Raw genomic sequence first — 25,621 nt, forward strand, 5'->3', positions numbered from 1 at the left:
CTGCGTGCGCCCGGTTAAAAACGTTTAAAATGTCTCCCAGTTGCTGTCACTCACTGGCGCGGTGACAGTTTTGCGCGGTGTACTCAGCACCGGCTGCACGCTCGGTGACGAGCGCACCGCCGCAGTGGCCTGCGAGGCACGCGGCACGCGGAATACCGCCACTGACTGGCTCAAACGACTGGCCTGCTCTTCCAGCGACGCCGCAGCAGCGGCGGATTCTTCCACCAGCGACGCATTCTGCTGCGTCACGCGATCCATCTCAGTGACCGCCTGGCCGACCTGATCAATACCGCGGCTCTGCTCATCCGACGCTGAGGCGATCTCGCCCATGATATCCGTGACACGCGTGACCGCGCCGACGATATCATTCATGGTTTCACCGGCGGTGCCGACCAGCTGCGAACCGCTGTTAACACGATTCACCGAATCCTCAATTAAACCTTTAATCTCTTTCGCCGCCTGCGCACTGCGCTGCGCCAGATTACGCACTTCACCGGCGACGACTGCAAAGCCGCGACCCTGCTCACCCGCGCGAGCGGCTTCGACTGCCGCGTTCAGTGCCAGAATATTGGTCTGGAAGGCAATGCCATCGATCACGCTGATGATATCGGCGATTTTCTTCGAACTGCCAGCAATGTCATGCATGGTGCGCACAACACCATCCACCACTTCGCCACCTTTACGCGCGGTATCGGAAGCGCTGAGTGCCAGCTGAGAAGCCTGACGGGCGTTCTCGGCGTTCTGCTTCACGGTCGCTGTCAGCTGCTCCATGCTGGCCGCCGTCTGTTCCAGCGAAGCCGCTTGTTCTTCGGTACGCGCGGAGAGATCGTTGTTGCCCGCCGAGATTTCGCTCGCGCCGGTAAAGATGGCATCAGAGCCGTCACGCACGTTGCTGACGGTACGCACCAGCGACTGCTGCATCTCATGCAGGCTGGCCGCCAGTTGGGTCATCTCGTTACGTCCTTCCACGGCAATATTCTGCGTCAGATCGCCAGAAGCGATATGGCGGATATGGCCCAGCAGCTGATGCAATGGCTGGATCAGCACCGCACGCAGACCGAACCAGCAGCCGACAATCACAAGCACCACCACCAATGCCACCACCGCCAGCAGCCACATCATGGTGTGGAACGCTTGCTGGTTCTGCGCCACGCCTTCCGCCGCCAGCGCACTCTGCGCCGTGCGCCACTCTGCATAGGTGGCCTTCATCTTCACCTGTTTGGCTTCAATGTTCTGCGCAAACATGCCTTGCAGATCGTTAGCTTTCAAACGTTCCAGCATCGCTTTCAAACCATCGTTGAAGGCGGCGTAGTCCGTTTCCAGGCGATCGCGCAGTGCGTCCGGCAAGCCTGGCGTACCCGGCAGATCGTAGTAACGCTGGTAGTGCCCGGCAGCCACATCCAGCTGCTTTTCAGTCTGTGCAATCAGCGCCTGAAGCTGGCCGCCGTTGGACTGTGCCGCCATGCTGCCCTGCATGCGCAGCATCGCGCGGTTTAACACGGTACGGGTCTGGTTGAGTTCGATCCAGGCATCGGACATCGCGCCGACGTTGTTGGTCGACGTCTGTGCCACGGCAAAAGCTTCTTTATCTTTTTGTAAGGCAGACCAGAACAATCCGCCCGACAGTAACTGCAAAGCACCAAAGACCAGCAAGACTGCGATCAGGCTGGTGACAACATTGATTCGTTTTAACATGGGTTCTCCAAAGAGTGAGGCATTTCGGCTCCCGCTGTTATCGACCGCAGTTGTTAAATTTTGAGGGGCTTTAACGGATTTTACGAAATATAATTCTGCCAATAACTTTCTTTACAGTGTTTTATAACTAAAGAAATTGTCATTAAAAAAAATGCGCCTTTATCGGGTAAACGATAAAAGCGCATTGATGCTATTGGAATAAAAGGATATTGCGGCAGTGGGTGCGCCAGCGCACACCACTGCAAGCGATTAAAACGTTTCCCAGTTACTGTCGCTGACTGGTGCAGTCACAGCTTTACGTGGTGCACTCAACACCGGCGGCGCGATCTGCGGATGGCGCACCACGGCACTGGCCATGCCAGGCTGTTCGGCACGCGGCACACGGAATACCGCCACAGACTGGCTCAGACGGCTGGCCTGCTCTTCCAGCGAAGCCGCTGCCGCAGCAGACTCTTCCACCAGCGAGGCGTTCTGCTGGGTCACGCGGTCCATTTCCGTCACAGCCTGACCGACCTGATCGATACCACGACTCTGTTCATCAGACGCTGAGGCGATTTCGCCCATAATATCGGTCACACGGGTGACCGCATTGACGATCTCACTCATGGTTTCACCGGCGGTACCCACCAGCTGCGAACCGCTGTTGACGCGATTGACAGAATCTTCAATCAGACCCTTAATCTCTTTCGCCGCCTGGGCGCTGCGCTGTGCCAGGTTGCGAACTTCACCTGCCACCACCGCAAAGCCACGCCCCTGCTCGCCAGCGCGCGCCGCTTCCACCGCTGCATTCAGCGCAAGGATGTTGGTCTGGAAGGCGATACCGTCAATCACGCTGGTGATATCAGCGATCTTCTTCGAACTCCCGGCGATATCGCTCATGGTGCGTACGACGCCTTCCACCACGTTGCCGCCCTTCTGTGCGGTTTCTGAGGCACTCAACGCCAGCTGTGACGCCTGGCGGGCATTTTCGGCGTTCTGTTTCACTGTCGCGGTCAGCTGTTCCATGCTGGCTGCGGTCTGTTCCAGCGAGGCAGCCTGCTCTTCCGTACGAGCTGAGAGATCGTTGTTACCTGCCGAGATTTCACTCGCACCGGTGAAGATGGCATCAGATCCGTCACGCACGTTACTGACAGTACGCACCAGCGACTGCTGCATGTCATGCAGGCTGCTCGCCAGTTGGCTCATCTCATTGCGGCCTTCAACGCTAATACTCTGGGTCAGGTCACCCTGCGCGATCGACTGAATGTGGGCAATGTTAGTATTCAATGGATTAATCAGGATGCGACGCAGGTTCACCCAGCACAGTCCAATCACCACTAATACCACCACCATGATAGCGCCCAGAATCCAGCTCATGCGGCTGAAGGCATCGGCATTTTTTTCCTGGCCTTGTGCTGCCAGTTTCGCCACATCCGCACGCCAGTCGGTGTAAGTTTTCAGGAACTTACTTTGGCTCGGTGCTACTGGCACGCTGCCCGCTTTCGATAAATCGTTGGCGAGAAGCGCATCCTGCATCTGGCTCAATGCCGTGGCGTAAGCGGTATAGCCCTCATCCAGTTGACCTGTGAGTTCCTTATCTTGTCCCGGTGTATCCGGAATCGCTTTATAGAGTTTGAAATTATCCGCTGCTTTTTGCTGGAACTGTTTGCTGTCGTTGAAAAGCCCCTCAATATCCGGCTCTTTGTTGGCCAGTTTACTGGTGGCGATACGCAACTGGATGCGCGTCAACACAACACGGCTTTGGTTGAGGCTCATGTAAGCATCATTCAGCGCCGAAAGGTTTTGGCTCGCTAACTGCGACACATTGAAGCTGGATTTGTCGTCGTTTAAAGCTTTGAGGAATATGGATCCGGATATGACCTGCAGCAGGCCAAACATCAGTAGCACCACCAGCAGACTGGTGACGACGCGAATTTTTTTTAACATAGATAGCCCTGGGAAAAGTAAGTAAATGGAACGCAATATTTATCGGCGGGCGAGGCAGGGAGTTTAATGAAAGTTGTGTGAATAAATATTGTTATTATCTGATTTTTATAGAAATTATTTCAATGCGGGATTATCACGGGCCGATGCTGCCAGCCCGTGATTGTCGATGATTACGCGCTACGCAGCGTATCCACCAGCGCCATCTCTTCGCTGCTCAGCAGCTTCTCGATGTCGACCAGAATCAGCATACGTTCGCCCAGTGCGCCGAGGCCGGTCAGGTACTCGGTGGACATGGTGACCGCGAATTCCGGTGCCGGACGAATCTGTTCCTGCATCAGAGACAGCACGTCAGACACGCCATCCACCACGATACCCACGACGCGGTGCTCAAGATTCAGCACGATCACCACGGTGTTTTCGTTGTACTCCACATCCTGCTGCGCGAACTTCACACGCAGGTCGATGATTGGCACAATCACGCCACGCAGGTTCGTCACACCCTTGATGAATTCTGGGGTGTTGGCGATACGTGTTACCTGATCGTAACCCCGAATCTCCTGCACTTTGAGAATGTCGATGCCGTACTCTTCGTCACCCAGGGTGAAAACTAAGAATTCCTGGCCCACGGTTTCGCCAGCGATTTTGGTCACGGTTGCCATGTCAGTCATTTTTTTGCCCTTTATTTATCTATTACGCTGCGGCACCGGCCACACGCTTTTCACGGTTCAACGATTGCAGTGCAGAGACATCCACAATCAGCGCCACACTACCATCGCCAAGGATGGTGGCGGCAGAAATGCCCGGCACTTTGCGGTAGTTGCTTTCCAGGTTCTTCACCACCACCTGATGCTGGCCAATCAGCTGATCCACCAGCAGTGCATAACGGCGGCCTGCGCTCTGCAGAATCACCACGATGCCCTGGGTCGCGTCGGTTTTGGCATTCTGCACATCAAACACATTCCACAGCTCCACCAGCGGCAGGTATTCGCCACGCACTTCCAGCACGCGCTCGCCACCGGCCAGCGGTTTCAGCTCTTCAGCCGTTGGCTGCAGGGATTCCATCACCGCGTTCAGCGGCAGAATGAACACTTCATCCGCCACGCGCACTGACATGCCATCAAGAATGGCCAGCGTCAGTGGCAGCAGGATGCGAATAGTGGTGCCTTTGCCCTGCTTCGAGGAGATTTCGACGTGACCGCCCATCTCCTGAATGTTTCGTTTTACCACGTCCATGCCCACACCACGGCCGGACACGTCAGTGACCTGCTCCGCCGTTGAGAAGCCCGGTGCGAAGATCAGCATGCCGACTTCTTCATCGCTCATGCTGTCGCTGACCGGCAGGCCAGAGGACAGGGCTTTCGCCAGAATACGTTCACGGTTCAGACCGGCACCGTCATCGATCACTTCGATGCAGATATTGCCGCCCTGATGTTCCGCTGACAGCGTCAGATTGCCCACCGCTGTTTTGCTCGATGCCAGACGCTTCTCTGGCGTTTCGATACCGTGGTCAAGGCTGTTACGCACCAGATGCGTTAACGGATCGATAATGCGCTCGATCAGGCTCTTATCCAGTTCAGTAGAGCTACCCAGCAGCGTCAGCTCCACTTCTTTGCCCAGCTTGCTGGCCAGATCGCGCACCAGACGCGGGAAGCGGCTAAACACATACTCCATCGGCATCATACGAATCGACATCACCGACTCTTGCAGGTCACGCGCGTTACGCTCCAGCTGGCCCATGCTGTTCAGCAGGTCGCCGTGAGCCACAGGATCCAGTTCGCCAGAACGTTGTGCCAGCATTGATTGGGTAATCACCAATTCGCCGACCAGGTTGATCAGCTGATCCACCTTCTCAACCGCAACACGAATACTGCTGGATTCGCTGGTTTTGGCCGGCGCTGCCGCACGTTTCGCTTCACGTTTGGCTGGCGGGGTGATGTCGGTTACGGTGGCGGTTTGCACCGGTGCAGGGGCTTCCACCGCAACGGCTTCGGCAGGTGCTGCTGCGACGGTGGCCGCGCCTTCCGGGAAGTGAATCTGCGCTTCATCAATCACAAAACAGAGCACCGCAACGATGTCGTCTTTACCGACGCCATCAATGGTCACTTCCAGCGAGTTGGTGCCTTTCACCACGTTGGAGACAGTGCCGAGATTACCCAGCTCCTCCAGCATCAGTTCCGGCTCTTTCTCTTTCAAATCGATCAGTTGCAGGCGTAAACCCGCGGCCGTGGCCGGGGCTGCGGCGATCTCCACCACGTCGGCCACTTTTGCCGGCTCGGGTGCGATTCCTTTGGCTTCCAGCGCCAGCTGACGCAGTGCTTCGCAGATATATTTGAAGTTTTCTGCGTTGGGTTCCTGCGCCGTTTTATAGGCATCGAGCTGTTCTTGCATAATATCTTTGGTTTCCAAAAACAGGTTGATGATGTCGGTGCTGAGCTGCATTTCGCCGCGGCGCGCACCATCCAGAATGTTTTCCAGGATGTGGGTGGTTTCCTGTAAAACCGTAAAGCCAAACGTACCGGCTCCGCCCTTAATGGAGTGGGCGGCGCGGAAGATGGCATTCAACTGCTCGGAATCGGGCTCCTGGGGATCCAATCCCAACAGGTGTTGCTCCATATCCGCTAACAGCTCATCGGCTTCATCGAAAAACGTCTGGTAAAAATCGCTGATGTCCATGCTCACGGGATCACCTCGGCTGTGAGGGTTGGTCTGGTGTCACCGCGCCTGCCGCTGGCTGCGCTGCTGGTGCAGGCGCCACCGCACTGACCGGCGAAGCCGGAGTAGCGGTAGAACTTGCGGGTGCAGCAGATGCAGCGGGACCGGTCGGTGCGGTAATGTCGGGAATAATTTGTGCCGGGTCAGTTATCTGCGCGGCATCGCTCTCAGAGTTCTCTTTCTCAATCGCAGCCTGGGTGTCATGGTTCAACACCAGCAGACTGATACGACGGTTTACAGCATCGTTCGAACCACGATTCTTTAACTTCATGGTGTCAGCCATGCCCACCACGCGCAGCATTTTGCCCCCATCCAGCCCGCCAATCACCAGTTCACGACGTGAGGCATTGGCGCGGTCGGCTGAGAGTTCCCAGTTACTGTAGCCGCGATCGCCCGTCGCATACTGGAAGTCATCCGTATGGCCAGCCAGGCTGATTTTGTTCGGAATATCATTCAGAACCGGCGCAATGGCGCGCAGGATGTCACGCATGTACGGCTCCACTTCTGCGCTACCAGTTTTGAACATTGGGCGGTTCTGGCTATCAATAATCTGAATGCGCAGCCCCTCTTCCACCATGTTGATGATCAGATGCGGACGCAGTGCTTTCAGACGCGGATCGGCTTCAATCAACTGGTCCAGCTTTTCGCGCAGACGATTCAGACGAATCTCCTCCAGCTTTTTCTTCTGCGCATCCATATCGACCACTTTCTTCACTTCGCCGTCTTTACGTGTTGGATCGTCACCGCCACCGGGGATCGGGCTTTCGCTGTCGCTGCTGCGCTGGCCACCGGTCAGCGCGACTTTCAGCGGTGTACGAAAGTATTCTGCAATCTGAATCAACTCTTTCGGGCTGGAAATTGAGAGCAGCCACATCACCATAAAGAACGCCATCATCGCCGTCATAAAGTCGGCATAGGCAATCTTCCACGAGCCGTGGCTGCCATGATGACCTTTATGTTTGCGCTTTTTAACCAGCACAATGGGGCGATTGCCTGCCTTCATGAGTTCTGATCCGAGGTTTGTTTCGCAGGATTTTTCGCGTTACGCACATGTTCTTCCAGCTCGGAGAACGACGGACGCTCAGCGGAATACAGGGTTTTACGCCCAAACTCCACGGCGATCTGCGGTGCGTAACCATTCAGACTGGAGAGCAAAGTCACCTTGACGCACTGCATCATTTTGGTGGTTTCAGCACACTTCTGACGCAGCACTGACGCCAGCGGCGAGATAAAGCCATAAGCCAGCAAGATACCAAGGAAGGTTCCCACCATGGCGTGAGCGACCAGCGCGCCCAACTCTGCTGCCGGGCGATCGGCTGAGGCCAGTGCATGTACCACGCCCATCACCGCCGCCACGATACCGAAGGCAGGTAAGCCATCGCCCATGGCCGATATACTTTGCGCCGGCACTTCACACTCGTGCTCGTAGGTCTCGATCTCTTCGTCCATCAGCGCTTCAATTTCAAACGCATTCATATTTCCGCTCACCATCAATCGCAAATAGTCGGTAATAAAATCCACCAACTGTTTATCGGACAAAATACGCGGATAGTTAGCAAAAATTTCGCTCTGGCTGGGATCTTCAATGTCACGTTCTAATGACAGCATGCCTTGCTGACGTGATTTCGCCATCAGGCGATACAGCAGTGCCATTAAATCCATGTATACAGCTTTGTTATATTTCGAGCCGCGCATTAACATTGGCAAGGCTTTTAATGTTTTCTTGATCGACTTGCCATTGTTGCCCACTAAAAAGGCACCAATACCGGCACCGCCGATAATAATCAGCTCGGCAGGTTGATAAAGCGCCCCCAGATGGCCACCGACCATCATATAGCCGCCCAACACGGAGCCGACGACCACGATATAACCCAGAATAATCAGCACAAAAAATCCTTACGTCCGTAACGTGTTGGTAGAAGTTAAGCCAGAGAGCCGCAGGTGTTATTCGTAAATCGTGGGCAAAAAAAAGCAGCGGACTAAGCCGCTGCTGGATGTTTTCCACGATGCGAACAAACTTAAACGGCGCGTTTAACCTGTTCATCCAGCAGTTGTGGAAAGGTATCGGCAGAATCTGCAGAAAGTTTACGTCTTTTTACGGCACGTGATGGCGGCTGGCACAGGCTGCAAACAAAGCTGCCAACAGGCTGATGAGCGTGATTAATAAAGCTCCCGCCACAGCATTTACAGTCAGACAATTCCAGCATGCCGCTTTCAACGAATCGCACCAGGGTCCATGCACGCGTTAGCGCCAACAGCGGGCCCTCGTCCGATTGCGGACACTGCTCAAGATACAAGCGATACGCTTTGATGACCGCTTCAACACCATTGCTCAGCCCGGTTTTCAGCAGGAACTGCCAGGCATTACAGAACATGGATGAGTGAATATTTTGTTCCCAGGTCATGAACCAATCGGTTGAGAATGGCAGCATGCCTTTCGGTGGTGGTGCACCACGCAGCTCTTTATACAGTTTAATCAGGCGACCACGGCTCAACTGGGTTTCGCTTTCCAGCATTTGCAGTCGTGCGCCCAACGTAATCAGCTCCATGGCCAGCTGAATATCGCGCGCTTCCTGAACAATACTTTTTTCGGTCATTAAACCGCCCTCTTCTTCGCAGAGGCATCATCTTTTGACGCGTTCCGCAGTAAACGGCTGGATAATAAAATGCCGGTGTGGATTTGCTGCAGGTCATCCACGCGTGATTCTTGAGTCAAACGGTTAATATGGTTGTGATCGGTAAAGCGGAACTGGCAAACCAGTTGATTGGTTTCCGCTAATTTTACCATCTCAGGCAAGGTTAATTGCGACAATGCATCTGCCATCGATTCATCGATGCCTAAACGAAACATTGCTGAAGCTTTTTCCTGGTTAATTAAACGCTGAGCAAGAAGCAAATATGACAGATTGATGTCATATATATGTTTTAGTAATTCTGATGTACCCATTTTTTTCCATCCTGATAGACGCGACACATATACGGCCACAGAATTAAAAGTTCTATGGTTCGGGTTGCTGGTTGGTAAATCTAAAGATGGCAAAAAATAATCAGGCAAAGCCAACGTGTACTGAACTGTTTCACTTCCCGCCGGGACACTGATCAGTAGTAGTCAAAACTCCAGGCCAATCTTTTCTTGAGTTGTAACCATCTTCCGTGACGTCTGCTTACAGTTTTTTAAGACTAATCCGAAAACAACGCAAATCTATATCGTCTGATTTCTACATACAACGTGAGTGGTGCGAAATTTTAGATAAAGTGTGATCTGCGTCACACTTTTAAGGCAAATTTTTTCCTGGAAGCTTCAGAATTGCTTTTATGTTGTACGTTTTTTGAGCGAATTTGAATTGTTTCGCTAATATTTCACTCTAAAAAGCCCCTTTTTAGCCTGTATGGTCGATTGTCATGACAATGCGATCTTTTATCTGTTGAGTTGGTTTTAAATGGCGATATGCAGCCACTTAAAATCATAAAAGCAGCATAATATGCTGATTTTGGTAAAAACTATTTGCTTCTAAATTAATCACTTACAGGGAATATTGCTGAAATGCACTACCACCATGATGATAGATAAGCGTGAAGACTGGACGCAGCGCGCCTGGGAACTGTTAGGGCTTTGTAGGGAGTGTTTAGCGAACGGCAGTGGATGTAACAGTGCGTTACATTAGTGATATGAATGAATTGGGGATTTGACGCATTGATTTGAGATAACTATCGGCCTGACCAACCAAACCTTTAGGGCCGACATGAAAAAAAAGCTTTTTTCACGTTCGATTGCACGCTTTTTAACCAAAACGTGCGATTTTAGCTGCCGTGTCAGGCAGTTACTCCTTAAGGAAATGAAAACGATTTCGCAGGTTTAAGATGGGCAGTGAAAACGGTGCGCAGCATTGCGCACCGGAAAGCAGATTTAGGCGAGTTTCGGGAAGGTCGCGACTTTATTGGCGATACCATGATCGGCGCTGCGCGCAGGTAATGCATTTAAATCACGCAGGAAGCTCTCACGCCATTGCGTAATATCCTGCTTGCGCAACACCGCCATCATGTCGTTGTAGCGCGAGATGCGCTCGGTGCGCGGCATGGTGAGTGCCCTGTCGAGTGCGGCAGCCACTTCATCACGATCGTAAGGATTCACGATCAATGCCGATGTCAGTTCGTTCGCTGCCCCCGCAAAGCGTGACAACACCAGCACGCCGGGATCGTCTGGGTCCTGCGCAGCCACATACTCTTTCGCCACCAGATTCATGCCGTCACGCAGTGGCGTGACCAGCCCCACATCGGTTAAGCGGAAGATTTTCATCAACAGGCGGCGATCAAAGTGCTGGTTCAGATAATAGAGCGGTGTCCAGCCGAGCGTACCGTACTTACCATTAATACGCCCCGCTTCCGTCTCTAATTGATGGCGAATATCCTGATAAGCCTGCACATCGCCACGGGACGTCGGCGCGATTTGTGAATAACGGATATTGCCGCGATGCTGCGGGAAATTCTCCAGCAGTGCCTCATAAGCCAGAAAACGCTCCGGTAATCCTTTGGAATAATCGAGCCGCTCGCTGGCAATAATGTTTTGCACATCGCCCAGCTCACGTTTCATTGCCGCCATTTTCGGTGGCAGATGTCCTTCGGCCATCTCTTTGATGCTATCCGGCTCGATACCAATCGGATACACCTCCGTCATAAAGGTATTGCCAAAGGCACGGTGTTTCTTCTCGCCTTTATTCTGCAACTGCGTCAACTGGCTCAGGCTATCGAGGAAGGCTACGCGATCGGACTCGGTCTGGAACCCCAGCAGGTCATAATCGCACAGCATCTCCAGCAGTGTCTGATGCGGTGGCAGCGCATTGAAGATCTCCGGCGTCGGGAACGGAATGTGCAGGAAGAAGCCGATACGATTGTTGACGCCCAGTTTGCGCAACTCGGCTGCAAACGGCAGCAGATGGTAATCATGGATCCACAATACATCGTCAGGTTGCAGTAGCGGCTTCAGGCGCTGTGCCAGCAAGGTGTTCACACGGCAATAGCCATCCCAGGCTTCGCGCTGATACTGCACTAAATCCAGACGATAGTGGAAGGCCGGCCAGATAACGGTATTAGAGAACTGGCAGTAGTACTGATCGTAATCGTTCTGATTGAGCGGCAGTGAGGCATAAGTAATGCCATCCTGTTCAATCTGCGAAAGTGGCTCATCCTCTTCCTCGCCAGAGAATTCACTGATTTCTCCGTTCCAGCCAAACCACAAGCCTCCGGTGGTGCGTAACGCGTCCAAAATGCCCACCGCAAGACCCCCCGCGCTGGCTTTGCCTCCATCCGGAATGGCGATACGGTTAGATACCACGACTAAACGACTCATAACCTTGACTCCTTACCGACGATGTCATGTTCTAGTTGTAATAATAGTTGCGCCAGCCAGTGCCATACCGCATCAACGCTGTCGAGACGGTAGCGCGCATGGCTGGCGCCTTCTCCGACCTTGACTGAAATGCCCTGCATGGCGTTAACGGCGAGAAATCCTTTTTCATCGGTCAGATCGTCACCCACGAAGACCGGAATGCGGCCAATAAAGGGGGCTTCTTGCATAAATTCACGTACCGCAGCACCTTTATCGATGCCCTGCGGTTTTAGCTCCACCACACACTTGCCCGGCTGTAGTGCCAGCGCAGGAAAGCGCGTCACGGCGTCTTCCGCCAGCTGCATGATGGATTTTTCGTACTCGGGCGCGTTGCGATAGTGCAGCGCAAACGCCATGCCTTTCACTTCCAGCAGGGTGCCTGGCCATTGGTCGAGTGTTTGCTGCAGTTCGGTTTGCAGCGTTTGCGCAATGTCGCCAGGCAGCGAATGCCGGTGCACGTGCCCACTGGCGTCACGGCGTTCCGCACCATGCACGCCCGCAGCGGGCGCTTCCAGTGGCGCAACCAGTGCATCCAGTTGCGCAATCGGACGGCCCGATACCAGCGCCAGGGCGCCATGACTCAGATTGGAGATTTGTTGCAGATGCTGGCGCACCGATGCGGGGATGGAAACCGACTCGGGTTGCGACTGAATGGTCGCTAGCGTGCCGTCGACATCAAAAAAGAAGGCATAAAGACCGCCACTTAATGACGGCAAGGTGCTGTTCTGATTAACCGCAGGGGTCACGTCTCCTCCTGTTCATTAGGCTTTAACAGGATGTTCGAAGTCAGGCTGGGTGTTTTCAGTCGGATGTCTGGACTGAGGCGAGGAGATTGAGCCAAAAACGGGGGACTGCGATAGGTAACTCTCCACAAACGCACAACTTTATAGCCAACACAGCAACCTGACTGCGAACATCGTCAGCATTAAGTCTAGACGGAGATCACAGTTTTGCCAGGCGTAGCGGGTTAACGCATGTGAAAAGTGTCTGTTTCAGGTCTTTGCAACGGCAAAAAATCGCCCCCTTTCCTTTTATAACGCTTCGCTTTTTTAAGACCTTAAATTTTGCCCGCCCTCTTTCACTGGTGACGCCTCATTTACCAGATTTTCCTCACTTGCATCCGCGCCGCCGATTGGCTTATGGTGCGGTTACCGCGCGATTCAAGGCGGAAAAAAGGCCGATAAAGGCCCATATCTGCGCCAAATGGCGCTTTCAGGCAGGCATTCAGGACGATGAAAATCCGATCAGGTTCACACTTTTGCGATGTCATGGCGGGTAACAGCCTATGATCCCCCAGAGCTACAGTCAGCGCGTGCATTTCTATTACTGCATCCTGGTGGCGCTGAAGATCAATGCAAAAACGCGCAAACCCGCCGGCGTGCGCGGCAAGAATAACTTTCTGCTGAAATGGCTGCGTAACGCGCAGAACAACACCATTTTCCATCCCGACATCACCAGCGAAATTGAGTGGCTGCGTGGCAAAATTATCAGCTCCGGGCCGGATGCCGATTTAGAGCCGATGCTGCAATACGTTTATGAGACCGCCAGGCGCGCTGAAACCTTGCGTTTAGGCTCTTAGCTCCCTTACGTAACTCTACCAGGTTGCCTAAGTATTCAACCGAATTTTTCTCGTGATTGGCCTTTCTTATGATGCGTTCTCTACCTGATAAAGAATGAGAACGGAATCATATGAAACTTAATGCGTTAATCTTTGCTATGCCAATGCTGTTTGCTGCGGGCAGCGCTGTTGCAGCCGAAACCAGTGAAGGCTATTACGCCTCTGCAAAATATCTGCAAAGTGAACAACGTGCCAAAGAGATGGATACCAGCGCACGTCCTGGCGTGGGGCAATTTGTTGCAGGCAATGAAAAGGCACATAACGGCGCGGCAGCGCTTGCAGCCGGTTATCAATGGGGCAATGGCTGGCGCACGGAAGGCGAATATACCTTTGGTCAGAAATCCGAATTCACCAGTGGTTCATCGACTTTCACTTCCAGCTATAACCATCTGCAAACCGATGTCCAGCGCTTGATGCTGAACGTGTATCGTGACTATCAAATCGGCTATAACGTTGCGTTGTACGGCACCGCAGGCGTCGGCGTCAGTAAAATCAAAGCAGGCGGTTGGCAAGGCAACTCCTCTCGTCAGTATGCTTCAACCACGCAAAACAACCTGACCTACAGTGTCGGCGCCGGTATTAGCTACACGCCGATTGAGCAGGTGAGCCTGGACCTTGGCTACCGTTATGTGGATATGGGCAAAATAGAGAGCGGATACAATACGTTCGGGAACGCTCGTGGCCTTAAAGATGAGCAAATGAAAGCACATCTGGTGGAAAACCAGTTTGTTCTGGGAGCCCGTTATTTGTTCTGATGCCTTACGCATCCCTGCGCTCTCCAGTCGGAGGGCGCATCACTATTCTGATTCCACACTTAGCATGTGTCGGAACCGTATCTCCCTGTTAAAGTACCCTGCTGAAAAGTCAGCGATGGAACGTTTGGCTGCACGACCATCAATAGGGACGGATAACAGGACATCTTACATGAATTTCACCATACGCAAGGCTCAGGCCGAGGACGCGGAACTGCTTCATCAGCTGGGACGCATGACCTACAGCGCGCATTTCAAACATATGTGGGTTTCAACCGACGAAATGGATGCGTTTATCGATAAAGAATATGGCCTGACGGTGCTGCAGAGCAGCCTCGCGGCAGAAAACGAGAGCTGGCTGATCGCCGAGACCGATCACCCGGTAGGTTTTGCCAAGGTCACCTGGAATACACCGGTTCCTGATTCCGGCATGACGGGCGCCATGTTGAATAAGCTCTACCTGAATCCCGACCAGACCGGTAAGAACTTCGGCAAAATCATGTTCCAAAGCATCATCAATGAAGCCCGTGAGAAGCAGGAAGGTTACATGTGGCTGGAAGTGATGGCTGAAAACGTGCGTGCACGTAAGTTTTGGGAAGCCTTTGGCATGCAGCACATCAAAGACATCCCGTTCGTCACCGCCTCGCAGCGTAGCACGCTGCAAATTTTGGGTATGGTGATTTAACCCGACAAGGCGCCGCGAACACCGATTTCGCCGCGCCCTCTCCGCCTTTATCTGCGTTCATCCCCGTCTTTACCACTTATTCAGATTTGTTCTAACGATATAATCAGTTTTTCTTTCAAGCCATCTCTCCGCATCATAACGGCAACACAGGAGGCGTTATGGCTGATATCTCTCTACACAAACACTCACAGGGTATGGCGCATTTCGCGCCCGGTTTGCTGCTTACGGCGGCCATTGCGCTGGCAACGGCATGGCTCGGTAATCTGCTGTCGGTCGCGCAGCTGGGGTTAGGCGCCCTGACGCTGGCCATCATCGGCGGGATCATTCTCGGCAATACGCTCTACCCGACGGTGCACGGTCACTGCGACGCGGGCGTACAGTTTGCCAAACAGAAACTGCTGCGTCTCGGCATTATCCTTTATGGCTTCCATCTCACCTTCCAGCAGGTGCTGGATGTCGGCGTCAGCGGTGTGGTGATTGATGTACTGATGCTGACCAGCACCTTTACCCTCGCCTGCTGGCTGGGACGTAAAATCCTGAAACTGGATCGTGAAACCGCGTGGTTGATTGGTGCAGGTAGCAGTATTTGCGGTGCCGCCGCCGTATTGGCGACTGAACCGGTGATTAAAGCCGAATCGTCCAAAGTGGCGGTGGCGGTCGCGACTGTGGTGATCTTCGGTACACTGGCGATTTTCCTTTACCCGCTGATTTGGCATAGCGTTTCGCCATTACTGCCGGGCCTGAGCCTGAGTGAATTTGGTATTTACACCGGTTCGACCATGCATGAAGTGGCGCAGGTCGTGGCGGCCGGACATGCTATCAGCCCGGAAACAGAAAATGCGGCGGTGATCGCCAAAATGCTGCGCGTAATGATGCTGGCACCGTTCCTGGTGGTGATCGGGGTGATGGTACGCCGCAGCGCACCGGCCACCAGCGGGGAAAAACAGCGTATTACTTTCCCATGGTTTGCACTGGCGTTCATTCTGGTGGCGCTGTTTAACTCAGCGCATCTGATTCCCGCCTCGGCGATTGCGGTCATTAATCAGCTGGATAACGTGCTGCTCGCCATGGCGATGGCCGCACTGGGTCTTACCACCCATATCAGTCAGCTGAAGCGAGCCGGACTGCGTCCGCTGTTATTAGGTTTGATGTTGTTTATCTGGCTGATTGTCGGCGGCGGCGCGATTAATCTCACCATCCACCATTGGCTTGGATAACTTATTTGCCGCCCGACCGGGCGGCAAAAGCCTTATTGTTTGAAGTGTTTTCGTGAATAGATGGCGGTCTGTCTGCGGCTTTTAATGCGGAATTTGGCATGAGAGATCACCGTCATCCACTTCGGATCAACCTTGTTAGTCAAATAGATATTCAACTGATCCAACAGCGCCTCCCAATTCTTCGCCTGCCAGGCTTTGTCACTGCCGAGTGACTCTTTCATTTGCTGAATGAGGCTATCCACTCTGGATTTTACCTCACTCAGTGTTTCTCCAGCCTGATGCGATGCTGCTAATTTCCGGATTTCGGTGGCGTAATAATGGATATCAATCTCGTTCTCGCGCACGCGAACCTCTGCTTATTATTGGTCCGTAATATTACAGTAACCTAAGTCTGTGAATTAACATAATCGGCAATACCTTTCGCCGCTTCGCTATTGTTACCTATTCGCACTTCCTATGTCAGGATTGATGGGCAACCTTCAGCCTGTCAGCCAATTAAAAAAGCCGCCCGCAGGCGGCGTGTTACATCACTTTTTAGTAGATATTGAAATGGGGTTTCATTATTTTAGCGAAATCTTAACGAAGTTCTTTCGGACACCCACATCAATTTCACAACCCTTTATAATCAGTGAATTAGATGATTTCCATCTAATCAGGATCACTCTTTAATCGTAAATTCCAGCTCACTGAGTTTTTGATATTCCTTCGCCAACTTTTTAAGTTGCACCGCACGCATTTTATCCGCACGCACCAGCGCTTCTTCTTCGGTTAACTGAAACTCTTTTTTCTTAAAAAACTGCTCAAAGTTGTACTCACGATCGCGGCGCTGTACAAATACCTCGCCATCATTTTTGAGTTCACCTTCTGCGATGTAGATGCCCCGGGTTAATGCATATTTTGTTATATAGGCTTTTGTCATGCTGTCCTCTCATCTTGCTACGTCGGTTAATTAAAGCAAAATCGCCGCGTAATTTACAGCGTCTTGAAGAAAAAACAGTCTATTCCTGGATGGCATCTCCATTGATTTAATTAATGTTTTAATTAAACCTAACGTCAATACCAGGAAAAAATACCTCAGGTTTGGTGACAATTTAAAGCGCAGCGCGATTTAAACATTTCAGCTGTGTGAAGCTACCCCACAGGAAATTTCCTTTCAGCGGTGCAAAGAACGGTATTCATTTTTTCTGGATATCTTCCCAATTCAGCCCGAAGCGCATGAGGTATTTACGTAAGCGATCGGCATCATTCGGCTGCTTTTTATGCTGCCGCGAGACCGAAAATAAATGTCGTCCCGCTTCAGATAATGTTGAGGTGTGTTGGCAGACTTCCAGCACGGTTTCGAGTTGTTTTTGATCAAAGAGAACCTTTGGCAGAAGCCACAATAAGGGCGTTGAGGTTCATGCCAGGGACAGCAAAGCCACAAACGCATCACATACTCAGTAAAGCGTACCCCTGATTTTGCAGCGTGGTCATCGTGGTGAGTGCAGAAGGTGTATGGATCACTGAATCTGCAATCCATTGGGGTTCGTAGTGATGCCAGGCCAGCGCCTGATCGCACACCGTGACTTTGACGCCCTGCTGTTCCAGCGCCGATATCAGCGCAAGGTTGGGATTATCCACACCAAACAGCTGTCGAAAACGGGTGTTTTCCAGCATCGCGGGCGTCGCTTCGCCATTCACCGCCACCACAAATTTTAACTGCTTTGCCGGCACGCCGGCCGCCACATAGGTATTCACCACTTGTGCCACATGCTCCAGCGCCGGATTAACCTGACCGCGTTCTTCCGCGCCACGACTGACTTTGAAGACCACTTTGTTACTCAGCGCACTGCTGGGCTGGAATGCGCTGCTGGCGTCATAGTGCACTTTGCCGTAACCGGCAATAGCGGGCGTGGTCCAGGTGATAGCGGGATCGGAAGGAGGTGCACTGGCTTTCGGGGCAAAGAGGGTTTCATTTTGGCTGAGTAAGGCACCGCATACCCCACCCGCTACTGCGACAACTGCGCTAATCACCACTGAACGCATCTCTTTTCCCCCGCGACATCGTGAAAAATCGGCCTTGCCAAGTATGGCATGGATTGGCATTTTGTCGGCTTATCGTGACGGTATACGGGCATATTCAGTCATTTCCTAACGCCCGATAAAAAGTGGCGGCTCATGTTATGCGCTAATCCGCTATTCACTTCGCCACCGGGAGATCTGCGTATCGGGTGGTATATGCTGGAGACAACATCTCACGCTTCATCGCCCAGGATTTCTGGATTCCTTGTCCGGCGAACCATAGCTTCCCTTTTCCTTTTTTATTGATCTGATCTATCACATGCATCAATGCTGAACTGTTGGCCTGTGGCTGGATATCATCAAATAGATCAAGCTGCGCCACGCCCTGACTGTAAAAGTCACCTAACAAGACACCCGCTTTCATATAGCGACATCCTTCCCGCCAGATGCGATCCAGCGCCTCGGTGGCAACGCGGATAATGTCACGAGTGTCATTCGTGGGTATCTGTATTTCACCAATCGCCTGATTACCGTAAAAGATTTCACCCTCCGCATGCGGGCTGGTGCGAATAAACACGCCGATCTGTCGACAATACTGCCGTTCGCCACGCAACTTTTCGGCGGCGCGCACGGCATAGTTGCACACCGCTTCACGCATATCGGCGTACTCCGTGATACGTCCCGCAAACGAGCGTGAGCAGACAATCTGCTGCTTCACGGGCGCAAACTCTTCCAGTTCGAGACAGGGCTCACCGCGCAGCTCGCGCACGGTGCGCTCCAGCACCACATTGAAATGCTTGCGGATCACCCAGGTGCTCTGCTCCGACAAATCCAGCGCGGTGTTGATGCCCATGGCATTCAGCTTCTTGCTGATACGACGCCCTACGCCCCACACATCCGCCACATCGACTAACGCCATTAACTTCTTTTGCCGCTCAAGGTTGGAGAGATCCAGCACGCCGCCGGTTTTACTCCATTTCTTAGCGGCATGATTGGCCAGCTTGGCCAGAGTCTTAGTCGGGGCTATACCGACTCCAACTGTCAGGCCCGTTTCTCTAAGCAGGCGCTTACGAATGTCACGGCCGAACACCTCGAGATCGATACAACTCCTGACGCCTGATAAGTCGAGAAAAGCTTCATCAATCGAATAAATTTCCATCCTCGGAGCCATCTCTTCGAGAATATTCATCACCCTATGACTCATGTCACCATACAGCGCGTAATTGGAACTAAACACCTGCACCTTCTGGCGTTTGAGTTCATCCTGTAGCTTGAAATAGGGCTCAGCCATACCGATACCCAATGCCTTCGCTTCTGCTGATCGTGAAATTATGCATCCGTCATTATTGGAAACAACAACCACAGGCTTACCTTGCAGGTCCGGTCGAAAAACAGTTTCGCAGGAAGTGTAAAAACTGTTTACATCAACAAGCGCGAACATATCTGTGGCTTTTCAGGGTAAACGTCACTACACCAAAAATTTCCAGTTCCTCTTCTGCCTCGAAAACGATAGGAGAATAGTTTGTATTACGGGGCATGAGCTGAAGGCGTGGGGAAGTTTGAAGTTCTTTCACCGTGAATTCTCCCGAGACGGCAGCAATGACGATATCGCCATGAACTGCAGATAATGACCGGTCAACAACCAGTAAGTCTCCGTGACTGATACCTGCTCCTAACATTGAATCGCCACTGACTTTGATAAAGTAGGTTGCGCTAGGATGTCTGATGACAAGCTTATTCAGATCGAGACTGTCCTCAATATAATCCTGAGCGGGGCTGGGAAAGCCGCAAGGCACACGTTCCATAAAGAACGGAAGCGGGCTCGTTGTATCGGACTGAGAGGGGGTAATCAATTGCATAACGGGCACCTTGATACTGTGTTTATATACAGTATCCATGATTATTCTGATCGATCAAGATCCCTGGAGGAGGATTTCTGAAAGCCGTTGAAGCTCCTCTGAATTTAAGTTGCAACCAGACCCTGAATCCTGAAGATCGAACACTCAATAATCACATAACGTTACTTATTCTGCTTTCCTACTGTTGTCATTCTGCTGAGGTTCGCCAAATGTCGATCCATCACATTGATATCGTCAGCTACAGCAATCTGTTATCTACTGTCAAAGGGATATCCTTATGCTGTCAGCCAACAAAACGGACTTCAGCTGCAAATCTGACAGGCAGACAGCCCTAAGCTGTATAATGTCAGGTAAGCTTAGAACTGCTAACTACCTGCACAACAGTAGTTTCAGCTATATTTGTTATTGCTCACAGTTTATACTGTACGGATTGATCAACGGAGGCTCTTAATGAAACACACTCCACAAAGTAATGCTGACATTCTCAATCTTCATGCTCGAACCATGCAGATAAATGGTACTGTTGACGAAAAGGTTGAGCAGTTGCGCAACATGTTTGCTCAGAGTTCAAAACGTACTAAGGATGACAGGAAGCTCCGTGGGGATCGAGAAAAGGTATATTACGAAGGCTGAGTTTAGCGAAGATTTTGTAAGAGCCAGTGAAGACTTTGAATATGGGTATGACGTTATCTCTAAAGTTAATGTCAAAACTGGTCAGTCAATTCTGCATTACGCAGTCCGCCTCCAACAGAGATGGAACGATGATAATTGTATCGTCGTCTATGATCATGATGACGATAGATTATGGAGCAGGGTAAAGGCCTCTGATTCGAAGGATGATGCAGGCATAAACTGGTATCTTGGTTTTTTTCATGGTCGCGTTGAAGCATGGAAAAATGATCCCCTAATCGTAATATCTTTCCGTGATGAAATCATTCCAACCCCTACAGGGTATGATAAAGGTTTCAAGTTAGCTGTTATCCACGCAATCAGCGATCACTCTACCCTTTTCGGTGATAGCTGGGAAAAGAAAATCCCCGCTTACATGCGTGATAAGCGAAAAGAAAATTCCAATATTCTCAACTATTTTGCGGATATAAATAGCTCGGACTCTGACGACCCGACTGCATCTTGAAACTCGTAAATATGGCTGAAGCCTTAGTTTTGAATAGGGGATTATCTGCATCTCTATGCAATTGAATTAAGTATCCGATAATGCGATTGGGATGACTATAACCTCACCCCAAGAAAATCCGCAGTTACCGCTTCTATAACCTCTTGGCTCAACGCCTCAGCATCAACTATCATCCGCACTCCATGTCCATAAGCGAACCCCGGCAGAAGCTGATACTCACAAATAATTTCAGGCGGTTCTGACCTTCTCCCCGTTGATTAATATACCGCAATGTATTAATCAACGGGGAGCAGTTCACCCTCTTTTTAGCTATCTTTAATGCGGTATGGATGCGCCAGTCTACTTCATCATGCTATGCCGTCTGCGCATCATACTTACTTCGTCACGTCAAAATAGGAAGTGCACTTTGCCTCAACCTCAAGACCAGCGCATGCGCCGAACGGCCTTTATGGCGGATACCACTGCACTGATTTTATTTTTCACCACGACGGGCATGATTAATGAACGATGGATCGCCGGCATGGCGTGGGATCAGGTGCTACATGCCCGTTTGATTGGTGCCGTTTTGATGGTGCCGGTTGCCCGCCCTTATGGCTTGTGGCGCGATTGGGTAATGCAGCGTGCGGGATCGGGCCGGGTTTCGAAACTGCTGTGGGACAGTGTCGCGCTGGTGAGTTTTCAGGTGCCCATCTATGCAGCAATCATTGCTTTTAGCGGTGCATCGGGCAGTGGACTGGTGCGTGGGACGCTCGGTGCTGCGTTGATGATGCTGTGTTTGGGAAGACCTTATGGCGCGTTTCTAAATTGGGTGCGAGGAGTGTTTGGTTTGCCGCCGGGTGGAGAAAAGCCGATGTCATTGGATAGCTAAATGATTTTCAACCGGAAGCGAACAAAAATGATTCGAATAGCCTGTGAAAGGGTGTGTTAACCTTTTGATGAACAGGCACTTTTCCCACATAAATAATCCTTTTTTTATAAAATCATTAAAGCCCGTGCCTCACGCTGTATTAAAAATGAACAACCCCCATTCCGCATGATGGAAACGCCAGATTGAATATTTAAAGGCTCCGCTTTTATTGATCATGAAAATCCACACCATGACATTATTAAGACGAGTCGTAATGCAATATTGAAAATAGCTTCTAAGTTTAAATTGAGGTTGTCATTAATTCGATCTGATGGAGGATTTTCAGTGTTATTTCAAGATCATGAAAAAATCCATATTATCATTGGTGAAGCCGCATTAAGCCTTGCTCTATGTCGAAAGGAAATCAGTATTGCAAACCTTTTTTCACAGCTTGGTTTGATGTCTAAATCAGAGAATAATATTGACCGCTTGACTCAAATCGCTAAAGCCAGAAACTGGTTAATGAGCTTTGAGTCGTCTTCAGTCGCCGAGGAGCAAATACCTTATTTGCAGACCTTAGTTAGCCTGAACAATGAACTGAATTAACGATAAATGAACTGAAGCCAAAGGACGTAATCCGGTTCCGGCCGGGAGACGACGAAGCGGATAACCTCATCGGTTACACGTGAGTGTATACCGGCCGGAGACACTGTCAGGGACGACACTCTCAAAATGAGTTGCCAGAATCAGTCTTTCGCTACACCACTGGCGAAGCAACTGAGTTATCACGCATAAGCTGATAACACACTCCACGTAAACCATCCCCGCATAAAAACCGCAAACATCGAAGATGAATTTGAGCATAAATTGGTCTAATAAGATTTATGGACGATGCCAGAACGGTTTTTGGTGATCACCGTCCTCCCAATTTTGACAAAATGCGCTAAATTTAATTCATCTGTGGTTTCGATATCACTCGAAATACCACCCTGTACAAAATCCGCACTCTACTAATAGATTGCGATTTTTATACGTTACAGCCTGACCATCATGACGTTTGAGTAGCGGACATAAGGGATAAAATCATGTATCAGAGCGCACAACAGTCAACTAATAGCGCGAAGTCTTTCCTTCACTTAGATGCGCTTCGCGATAAAGCCACTGCTGAAACCGTTGTAATTGAAGCAGCCGCGGGTGAAATCACCCAACGTGGCATGAGAGTCACCAACGGCGCCGTTATTTTGCAATTGATCACTGAAGTGCAGAAGGCCTCTGATCCCGTGCAAATCGATCTGTTACTCAACGCCCTAAAAATCGTGGTCGGGATGACTCCCGGTGAAGAAGAACGCTGGGCATACTTTAACTGGTAAACGTGTTTATAAAGACTAAGCACATCCTCGACCATTGATATTGTTGCTACAGAAGCCCCAGATCCATGAAACAGACGGGAAGCACTCAATATTTTAAAGAATGCAGGTATCAGCTATACGCCAGGTATCGACAAACACGAAGTGGAGGATTTTCTGTCACCTTATTTAGTGAGGCCATATTAGGCGCCTGCAAATTTCGACGCTGTTCGCGCCGGAAAGGCAAGATCTGCTTCACGCTCAAAGCCGGCCTGACATCTCGCCAGTGGGTCCATTCCGTACCAGAAGCTGTAGTGCAATCAGCAATGCCTTAGTTGCGTAATGAAATAGATGACGAACAGTGTTTTGTTTACGTAAGGTAAATGCTCATTCCTCAGCCAAAAAAAGGACTAAGCATGGGCAGGTTTCAGGGTAAACGTATACTGATCACTGGTGGTACAAGTGGCATGGGACTGGCAGGCGCGCTGCGCATTATCACTGAAGGTGGTGATGTAGCCATTACAGGACTGAGTGAAGAAAGACTGGAACGCACCCGTACTCTACTGCCTAAAACATCGCTTATTTTGAAAAGTGACTCTGCGAGCGAAGTTGACATCAATGCGCTAAAGGAAGCTATTAGCGATTGGGGTTCACTTGATGGATTATGGCTCAATGCTGGCTTCGCGGAGGTCAGCTCTCCGGAATCTGTAACGGCGGATTCTTTTAATCGCATGATGAACGCAAATGTGCGCGGCCCGATGCTACAGCTTGCCGCCCTATCAAAATCACTTAATTCAGGTGCATCCGTTCTGGTTACTTCGTCCTCTTCGGCTTATGAAGGTGCGGCTATGACAAGCCTGTATGCAGCGACGAAAGGCGCCGTTATCGCTATGGTCAAAAGCTGGGCATCTGCACTGGCCGAACGAGGCATTCGCGCCAACACTTTGGTGCCAGGCCCAATTGAAACTAATTTCAGGCACTTTATGCCAGAGGAGTCGCGTCAGCAGTTTGAAGATTTTGTGGTAAGCCAGGTTTCTTTAGGTCGCGCAGGCACAGCAGAAGAAGCCGCTGCGGTTGCATTATTCCTCCTGTCAGATGACGCATCCTATGTTACTGGCAGCCAGTATGCTGTAGATGGCGGGCTGGTACATTACTGATGTGTCTATAAGGAATTATGAAATCTATCGAGTAGATTCAATAAAGTCTGCTGTTCGCTCACAGTGGATCTCGCCCTGCGGCAAGTCTGCTCCGTGCCAGGAGCGGACCATTGCAAAATGGGATTGTTTCAATCAAAACGTAACGTCACAACCAGCCAACGCTCTCTCGCCATTTACGATTAGTAACTTTATCATTTTCGCTTATTTTTTTAGAGATAGAGCGAGGCTCTCTTCCTAGATACTCAGATATTTCTGTCGGGGACAATTCAAAATCGACAAGCATGACTCTAAGTTTTTCCATTTCCTTTAAAGTCCAGGGCTTGCCAAAATTTTCATACAGAGAGACCTTATCCTCCCTGATAGCTCGCTTTCTCTGAGTTTCACTTTCCCTCTGAAAAATTTCGCTTTTAAACTGCGAACGGAACTCTTTACAGAAATTGTCATCAGTTTTTTTGTTATACAGGTTGCTAAAAATAAGTTTGGATGCCGGATCTAAATCAGGCGTATCAATAATAAAAACCTTGACCTTTTCCATATATGGATGTTCAATTTTACCCAATATGCTTAGTTGTTTTATATTGAAAAAACCTCTCAAATCAAAAGAATTAATGAGCTTTAATTGAATTGCACTTTCAATTCTGCTTGCATTTGAATAACAGTACCTTGCCATTGGAAGGGCCCACACTACGAGTTGAGGAATATATTTTTCCAATGCAATTTTCTGCCAGTCAGTATCAAAGATTTGGCTTTTTGCTAAAATGTTCTTCGGCAAATCAGAAGGCAATGTTGTTGATGCCCATATCTTATAATCCTTAGCCAAGGCTTGATAGTGTTTTGTGTGGTTATGAATTTTATAAGCCGACATGAAGCGATACACGTCGTCCTCGTGACCCGCATCGTAAATTGTTCGGTTTCCTCTCAGATATCCGTCGTAATGTTCGTTTATCCTTCTACCTACATTACAACTTACCCCAACGTAAACCACACGATTGAAAAGTCCTTTATGGACAATAAGATAAACTCCGCTACAGCCAGATTTCTTGGCCTCTGATATAGAACCTAAAAATCTCCATTCCATAATTAAATCCATTATTACTGCCACTTTTTTTATTTATCATTATTTTTGTGAAAGTTCAACAAATTAGTTCAAGAACTAAGAGAGCAAGACTTATATAATTATTCTTGCCATCGTTAGCGATCATATAGTGTGGTGGCGCAATGTACTTGGACGTGCATGTGGAGAAAATATATCGTTGTTGATTAAAATGACCTGCTCCCTGTTGAT

At 50.5% G+C, this 25,621-nt stretch carries 26 protein-coding genes and 1 pseudogene; 10 read left to right on the plus strand and 17 right to left on the minus strand.

Annotated features, from left to right (window positions below):
* Positions 1 to 24: 24 nt before the first annotated feature.
* The 10 genes from F3J37_RS02855 to otsB all read right to left on the minus strand — a co-directional run bounded on the left by F3J37_RS02855 (position 25) and on the right by otsB (position 12,465).
* On the minus strand, positions 25 to 1,695 hold the full coding sequence (locus F3J37_RS02855) for a methyl-accepting chemotaxis protein (RefSeq protein ID WP_166931706.1): 1,671 nt from the start codon (positions 1,693 to 1,695) through the stop codon (positions 25 to 27).
* 249 nt (positions 1,696 to 1,944) lie between these two features.
* Positions 1,945 to 3,621 carry a methyl-accepting chemotaxis protein gene (locus F3J37_RS02860; protein ID WP_166931709.1) on the minus strand — a complete coding sequence of 559 codons (1,677 nt, stop codon included), beginning with the start codon at positions 3,619 to 3,621 and terminating at the stop codon, positions 1,945 to 1,947.
* A 170-nt stretch (positions 3,622 to 3,791) separates the two neighbouring features.
* On the minus strand, positions 3,792 to 4,289 hold the full coding sequence (gene cheW / locus F3J37_RS02865) for a chemotaxis protein CheW (RefSeq protein WP_034821837.1): 498 nt from the start codon (positions 4,287 to 4,289) through the stop codon (positions 3,792 to 3,794).
* A 22-nt stretch (positions 4,290 to 4,311) separates the two neighbouring features.
* On the minus strand, positions 4,312 to 6,294 hold the full coding sequence (cheA, locus tag F3J37_RS02870; protein ID WP_202404638.1) for a chemotaxis protein CheA: 1,983 nt from the start codon (positions 6,292 to 6,294) through the stop codon (positions 4,312 to 4,314).
* A gap of 10 nt (positions 6,295 to 6,304) precedes the next feature.
* Entirely contained in the window at positions 6,305 to 7,336 is a 1,032-nt protein-coding gene (gene motB, locus F3J37_RS02875) for a flagellar motor protein MotB (protein ID WP_166931712.1), read from the minus strand.
* Positions 7,333 to 8,220, minus strand: coding sequence for a flagellar motor stator protein MotA (motA, locus tag F3J37_RS02880; protein ID WP_034821846.1), 888 nt, complete (start codon positions 8,218 to 8,220; stop codon positions 7,333 to 7,335). The genes motB and motA overlap by 4 nt, the downstream gene beginning before the upstream one ends.
* 131 nt (positions 8,221 to 8,351) lie before the next feature.
* Complete coding sequence (gene flhC / locus F3J37_RS02885) at positions 8,352 to 8,930, minus strand: flagellar transcriptional regulator FlhC (protein WP_034821849.1); 579 nt, start codon at positions 8,928 to 8,930, stop codon at positions 8,352 to 8,354.
* The gene (flhD, locus tag F3J37_RS02890; RefSeq protein ID WP_034821852.1) at positions 8,930 to 9,280 is read right to left on the minus strand and encodes a flagellar transcriptional regulator FlhD; all 351 of its coding nucleotides are present in this window, start codon (positions 9,278 to 9,280) and stop codon (positions 8,930 to 8,932) included. The genes flhC and flhD overlap by 1 nt, the downstream gene beginning before the upstream one ends.
* 960 nt (positions 9,281 to 10,240) lie before the next feature.
* A complete protein-coding gene (gene otsA / locus F3J37_RS02895) occupies positions 10,241 to 11,680 on the minus strand; it encodes an alpha,alpha-trehalose-phosphate synthase (protein WP_160868190.1) in 1,440 nt (479 codons plus the stop codon).
* Positions 11,677 to 12,465, minus strand: coding sequence for a trehalose-phosphatase (gene otsB, locus F3J37_RS02900; RefSeq protein ID WP_034821859.1), 789 nt, complete (start codon positions 12,463 to 12,465; stop codon positions 11,677 to 11,679). Before otsB ends, otsA begins: the two co-directional genes overlap by 4 nt.
* Positions 12,466 to 13,004: 539 nt before the next feature.
* On the opposite strand from otsB, the gene F3J37_RS02905 reads away from it, so the two are divergent.
* The 4 genes from F3J37_RS02905 to F3J37_RS02920 all read left to right on the plus strand — a co-directional run bounded on the left by F3J37_RS02905 (position 13,005) and on the right by F3J37_RS02920 (position 15,991).
* Positions 13,005 to 13,298 carry a hypothetical protein gene (locus tag F3J37_RS02905; protein ID WP_202403471.1) on the plus strand — a complete coding sequence of 98 codons (294 nt, stop codon included), beginning with the start codon at positions 13,005 to 13,007 and terminating at the stop codon, positions 13,296 to 13,298.
* A 110-nt stretch (positions 13,299 to 13,408) separates the two neighbouring features.
* The gene (locus F3J37_RS02910) at positions 13,409 to 14,092 is read left to right on the plus strand and encodes an outer membrane protein (protein WP_160834654.1); all 684 of its coding nucleotides are present in this window, start codon (positions 13,409 to 13,411) and stop codon (positions 14,090 to 14,092) included.
* A 169-nt stretch (positions 14,093 to 14,261) separates the two neighbouring features.
* On the plus strand, positions 14,262 to 14,774 hold the full coding sequence (locus tag F3J37_RS02915) for a GNAT family N-acetyltransferase (RefSeq protein ID WP_034821865.1): 513 nt from the start codon (positions 14,262 to 14,264) through the stop codon (positions 14,772 to 14,774).
* 158 nt (positions 14,775 to 14,932) lie between these two features.
* On the plus strand, positions 14,933 to 15,991 hold the full coding sequence (locus tag F3J37_RS02920) for a YeiH family putative sulfate export transporter (protein ID WP_166931714.1): 1,059 nt from the start codon (positions 14,933 to 14,935) through the stop codon (positions 15,989 to 15,991).
* A 32-nt stretch (positions 15,992 to 16,023) separates the two neighbouring features.
* Here the strand turns inward: F3J37_RS02920 and F3J37_RS02925 are convergent, their stop codons facing one another.
* The 6 genes and pseudogenes from F3J37_RS02925 to umuD form a co-directional block, all read right to left on the minus strand.
* A complete protein-coding gene (locus F3J37_RS02925) occupies positions 16,024 to 16,335 on the minus strand; it encodes a hypothetical protein (protein WP_034821870.1) in 312 nt (103 codons plus the stop codon).
* A 314-nt stretch (positions 16,336 to 16,649) separates the two neighbouring features.
* Positions 16,650 to 16,910 carry a hypothetical protein gene (locus tag F3J37_RS02930; protein ID WP_166931717.1) on the minus strand — a complete coding sequence of 87 codons (261 nt, stop codon included), beginning with the start codon at positions 16,908 to 16,910 and terminating at the stop codon, positions 16,650 to 16,652.
* A 256-nt stretch (positions 16,911 to 17,166) separates the two neighbouring features.
* Positions 17,167 to 17,352 (minus strand): annotated as a pseudogene (locus tag F3J37_RS28100) (sigma 54-dependent transcriptional regulator); the annotation flags it as partial.
* Between the two features lie 67 nt (positions 17,353 to 17,419).
* A complete protein-coding gene (locus F3J37_RS02940; protein ID WP_166931719.1) occupies positions 17,420 to 18,016 on the minus strand; it encodes a DsrE family protein in 597 nt (198 codons plus the stop codon).
* A 154-nt stretch (positions 18,017 to 18,170) separates the two neighbouring features.
* Positions 18,171 to 19,433 (minus strand): translesion error-prone DNA polymerase V subunit UmuC, encoded by a 1,263-nt coding sequence (umuC, locus tag F3J37_RS02945; RefSeq protein WP_166931722.1) that lies wholly within the window; start codon positions 19,431 to 19,433, stop codon positions 18,171 to 18,173.
* Positions 19,417 to 19,851 (minus strand): translesion error-prone DNA polymerase V autoproteolytic subunit, encoded by a 435-nt coding sequence (umuD, locus tag F3J37_RS02950; RefSeq protein WP_166931724.1) that lies wholly within the window; start codon positions 19,849 to 19,851, stop codon positions 19,417 to 19,419. The genes umuC and umuD overlap by 17 nt, the downstream gene beginning before the upstream one ends.
* 450 nt (positions 19,852 to 20,301) lie before the next feature.
* Here umuD and F3J37_RS02955 point away from each other — a divergent pair, with 450 nt between their 5' ends.
* The 6 genes from F3J37_RS02955 to F3J37_RS02980 all read left to right on the plus strand — a co-directional run bounded on the left by F3J37_RS02955 (position 20,302) and on the right by F3J37_RS02980 (position 24,336).
* Positions 20,302 to 20,484 (plus strand): hypothetical protein, encoded by a 183-nt coding sequence (locus tag F3J37_RS02955; protein ID WP_166931727.1) that lies wholly within the window; start codon positions 20,302 to 20,304, stop codon positions 20,482 to 20,484.
* Positions 20,450 to 20,986 carry a hypothetical protein gene (locus F3J37_RS02960; protein WP_166931728.1) on the plus strand — a complete coding sequence of 179 codons (537 nt, stop codon included), beginning with the start codon at positions 20,450 to 20,452 and terminating at the stop codon, positions 20,984 to 20,986. The genes F3J37_RS02955 and F3J37_RS02960 overlap by 35 nt, the downstream gene beginning before the upstream one ends.
* Before the next feature lie 430 nt (positions 20,987 to 21,416).
* Positions 21,417 to 21,854, plus strand: a complete 438-nt coding sequence (gene alaE / locus F3J37_RS02965) for an L-alanine exporter AlaE (protein WP_166931731.1) — start codon at positions 21,417 to 21,419, stop codon at positions 21,852 to 21,854.
* A gap of 324 nt (positions 21,855 to 22,178) precedes the next feature.
* Entirely contained in the window at positions 22,179 to 22,439 is a 261-nt protein-coding gene (locus tag F3J37_RS02970; protein ID WP_166931735.1) for a hypothetical protein, read from the plus strand.
* A 479-nt stretch (positions 22,440 to 22,918) separates the two neighbouring features.
* A complete protein-coding gene (locus F3J37_RS02975) occupies positions 22,919 to 23,203 on the plus strand; it encodes a biofilm development regulator YmgB/AriR family protein (protein WP_166931738.1) in 285 nt (94 codons plus the stop codon).
* Positions 23,204 to 23,595: 392 nt separating this feature from the next.
* The gene (locus F3J37_RS02980; RefSeq protein WP_166931740.1) at positions 23,596 to 24,336 is read left to right on the plus strand and encodes an SDR family oxidoreductase; all 741 of its coding nucleotides are present in this window, start codon (positions 23,596 to 23,598) and stop codon (positions 24,334 to 24,336) included.
* A 145-nt stretch (positions 24,337 to 24,481) separates the two neighbouring features.
* Here F3J37_RS02980 and F3J37_RS02985 read toward each other — a convergent pair whose 3' ends face one another.
* Complete coding sequence (locus F3J37_RS02985) at positions 24,482 to 25,426, minus strand: GIY-YIG nuclease family protein (RefSeq protein WP_166931743.1); 945 nt, start codon at positions 25,424 to 25,426, stop codon at positions 24,482 to 24,484.
* Positions 25,427 to 25,621 lie beyond the last annotated feature (195 nt).

This window comes from Candidatus Pantoea communis (assembly GCF_011752685.1).
Classification (GTDB): Bacteria; Pseudomonadota; Gammaproteobacteria; order Enterobacterales; family Enterobacteriaceae; genus Pantoea; species Pantoea communis.

Coding starts and splice junctions, on each gene's coding strand:
- F3J37_RS02855 (WP_166931706.1), bottom strand. CDS start 1,695: ATGTTAAAACGAATCAATGTTGTCACCAGCCTGATCGCAGTCTTGCTG.
- F3J37_RS02860 (WP_166931709.1), bottom strand. CDS start 3,621: ATGTTAAAAAAAATTCGCGTCGTCACCAGTCTGCTGGTGGTGCTACTG.
- cheW (WP_034821837.1), bottom strand. CDS start 4,289: ATGACTGACATGGCAACCGTGACCAAAATCGCTGGCGAAACCGTGGGC.
- cheA (WP_202404638.1), bottom strand. CDS start 6,294: ATGGACATCAGCGATTTTTACCAGACGTTTTTCGATGAAGCCGATGAG.
- motB (WP_166931712.1), bottom strand. CDS start 7,336: ATGAAGGCAGGCAATCGCCCCATTGTGCTGGTTAAAAAGCGCAAACAT.
- flhC (WP_034821849.1), bottom strand. CDS start 8,930: ATGACCGAAAAAAGTATTGTTCAGGAAGCGCGCGATATTCAGCTGGCC.
- flhD (WP_034821852.1), bottom strand. CDS start 9,280: ATGGGTACATCAGAATTACTAAAACATATATATGACATCAATCTGTCA.
- otsA (WP_160868190.1), bottom strand. CDS start 11,680: ATGAGTCGTTTAGTCGTGGTATCTAACCGTATCGCCATTCCGGATGGA.
- F3J37_RS02905 (WP_202403471.1), top strand. CDS start 13,005: ATGATCCCCCAGAGCTACAGTCAGCGCGTGCATTTCTATTACTGCATC.
- F3J37_RS02910 (WP_160834654.1), top strand. CDS start 13,409: ATGAAACTTAATGCGTTAATCTTTGCTATGCCAATGCTGTTTGCTGCG.
- F3J37_RS02915 (WP_034821865.1), top strand. CDS start 14,262: ATGAATTTCACCATACGCAAGGCTCAGGCCGAGGACGCGGAACTGCTT.
- F3J37_RS02920 (WP_166931714.1), top strand. CDS start 14,933: ATGGCTGATATCTCTCTACACAAACACTCACAGGGTATGGCGCATTTC.
- F3J37_RS02930 (WP_166931717.1), bottom strand. CDS start 16,910: ATGACAAAAGCCTATATAACAAAATATGCATTAACCCGGGGCATCTAC.
- F3J37_RS02940 (WP_166931719.1), bottom strand. CDS start 18,016: ATGCGTTCAGTGGTGATTAGCGCAGTTGTCGCAGTAGCGGGTGGGGTA.
- umuC (WP_166931722.1), bottom strand. CDS start 19,433: ATGTTCGCGCTTGTTGATGTAAACAGTTTTTACACTTCCTGCGAAACT.
- umuD (WP_166931724.1), bottom strand. CDS start 19,851: ATGCAATTGATTACCCCCTCTCAGTCCGATACAACGAGCCCGCTTCCG.
- F3J37_RS02955 (WP_166931727.1), top strand. CDS start 20,302: ATGAAACACACTCCACAAAGTAATGCTGACATTCTCAATCTTCATGCT.
- alaE (WP_166931731.1), top strand. CDS start 21,417: ATGCGCCGAACGGCCTTTATGGCGGATACCACTGCACTGATTTTATTT.
- F3J37_RS02975 (WP_166931738.1), top strand. CDS start 22,919: ATGTATCAGAGCGCACAACAGTCAACTAATAGCGCGAAGTCTTTCCTT.
- F3J37_RS02980 (WP_166931740.1), top strand. CDS start 23,596: ATGGGCAGGTTTCAGGGTAAACGTATACTGATCACTGGTGGTACAAGT.
- F3J37_RS02985 (WP_166931743.1), bottom strand. CDS start 25,426: ATGGATTTAATTATGGAATGGAGATTTTTAGGTTCTATATCAGAGGCC.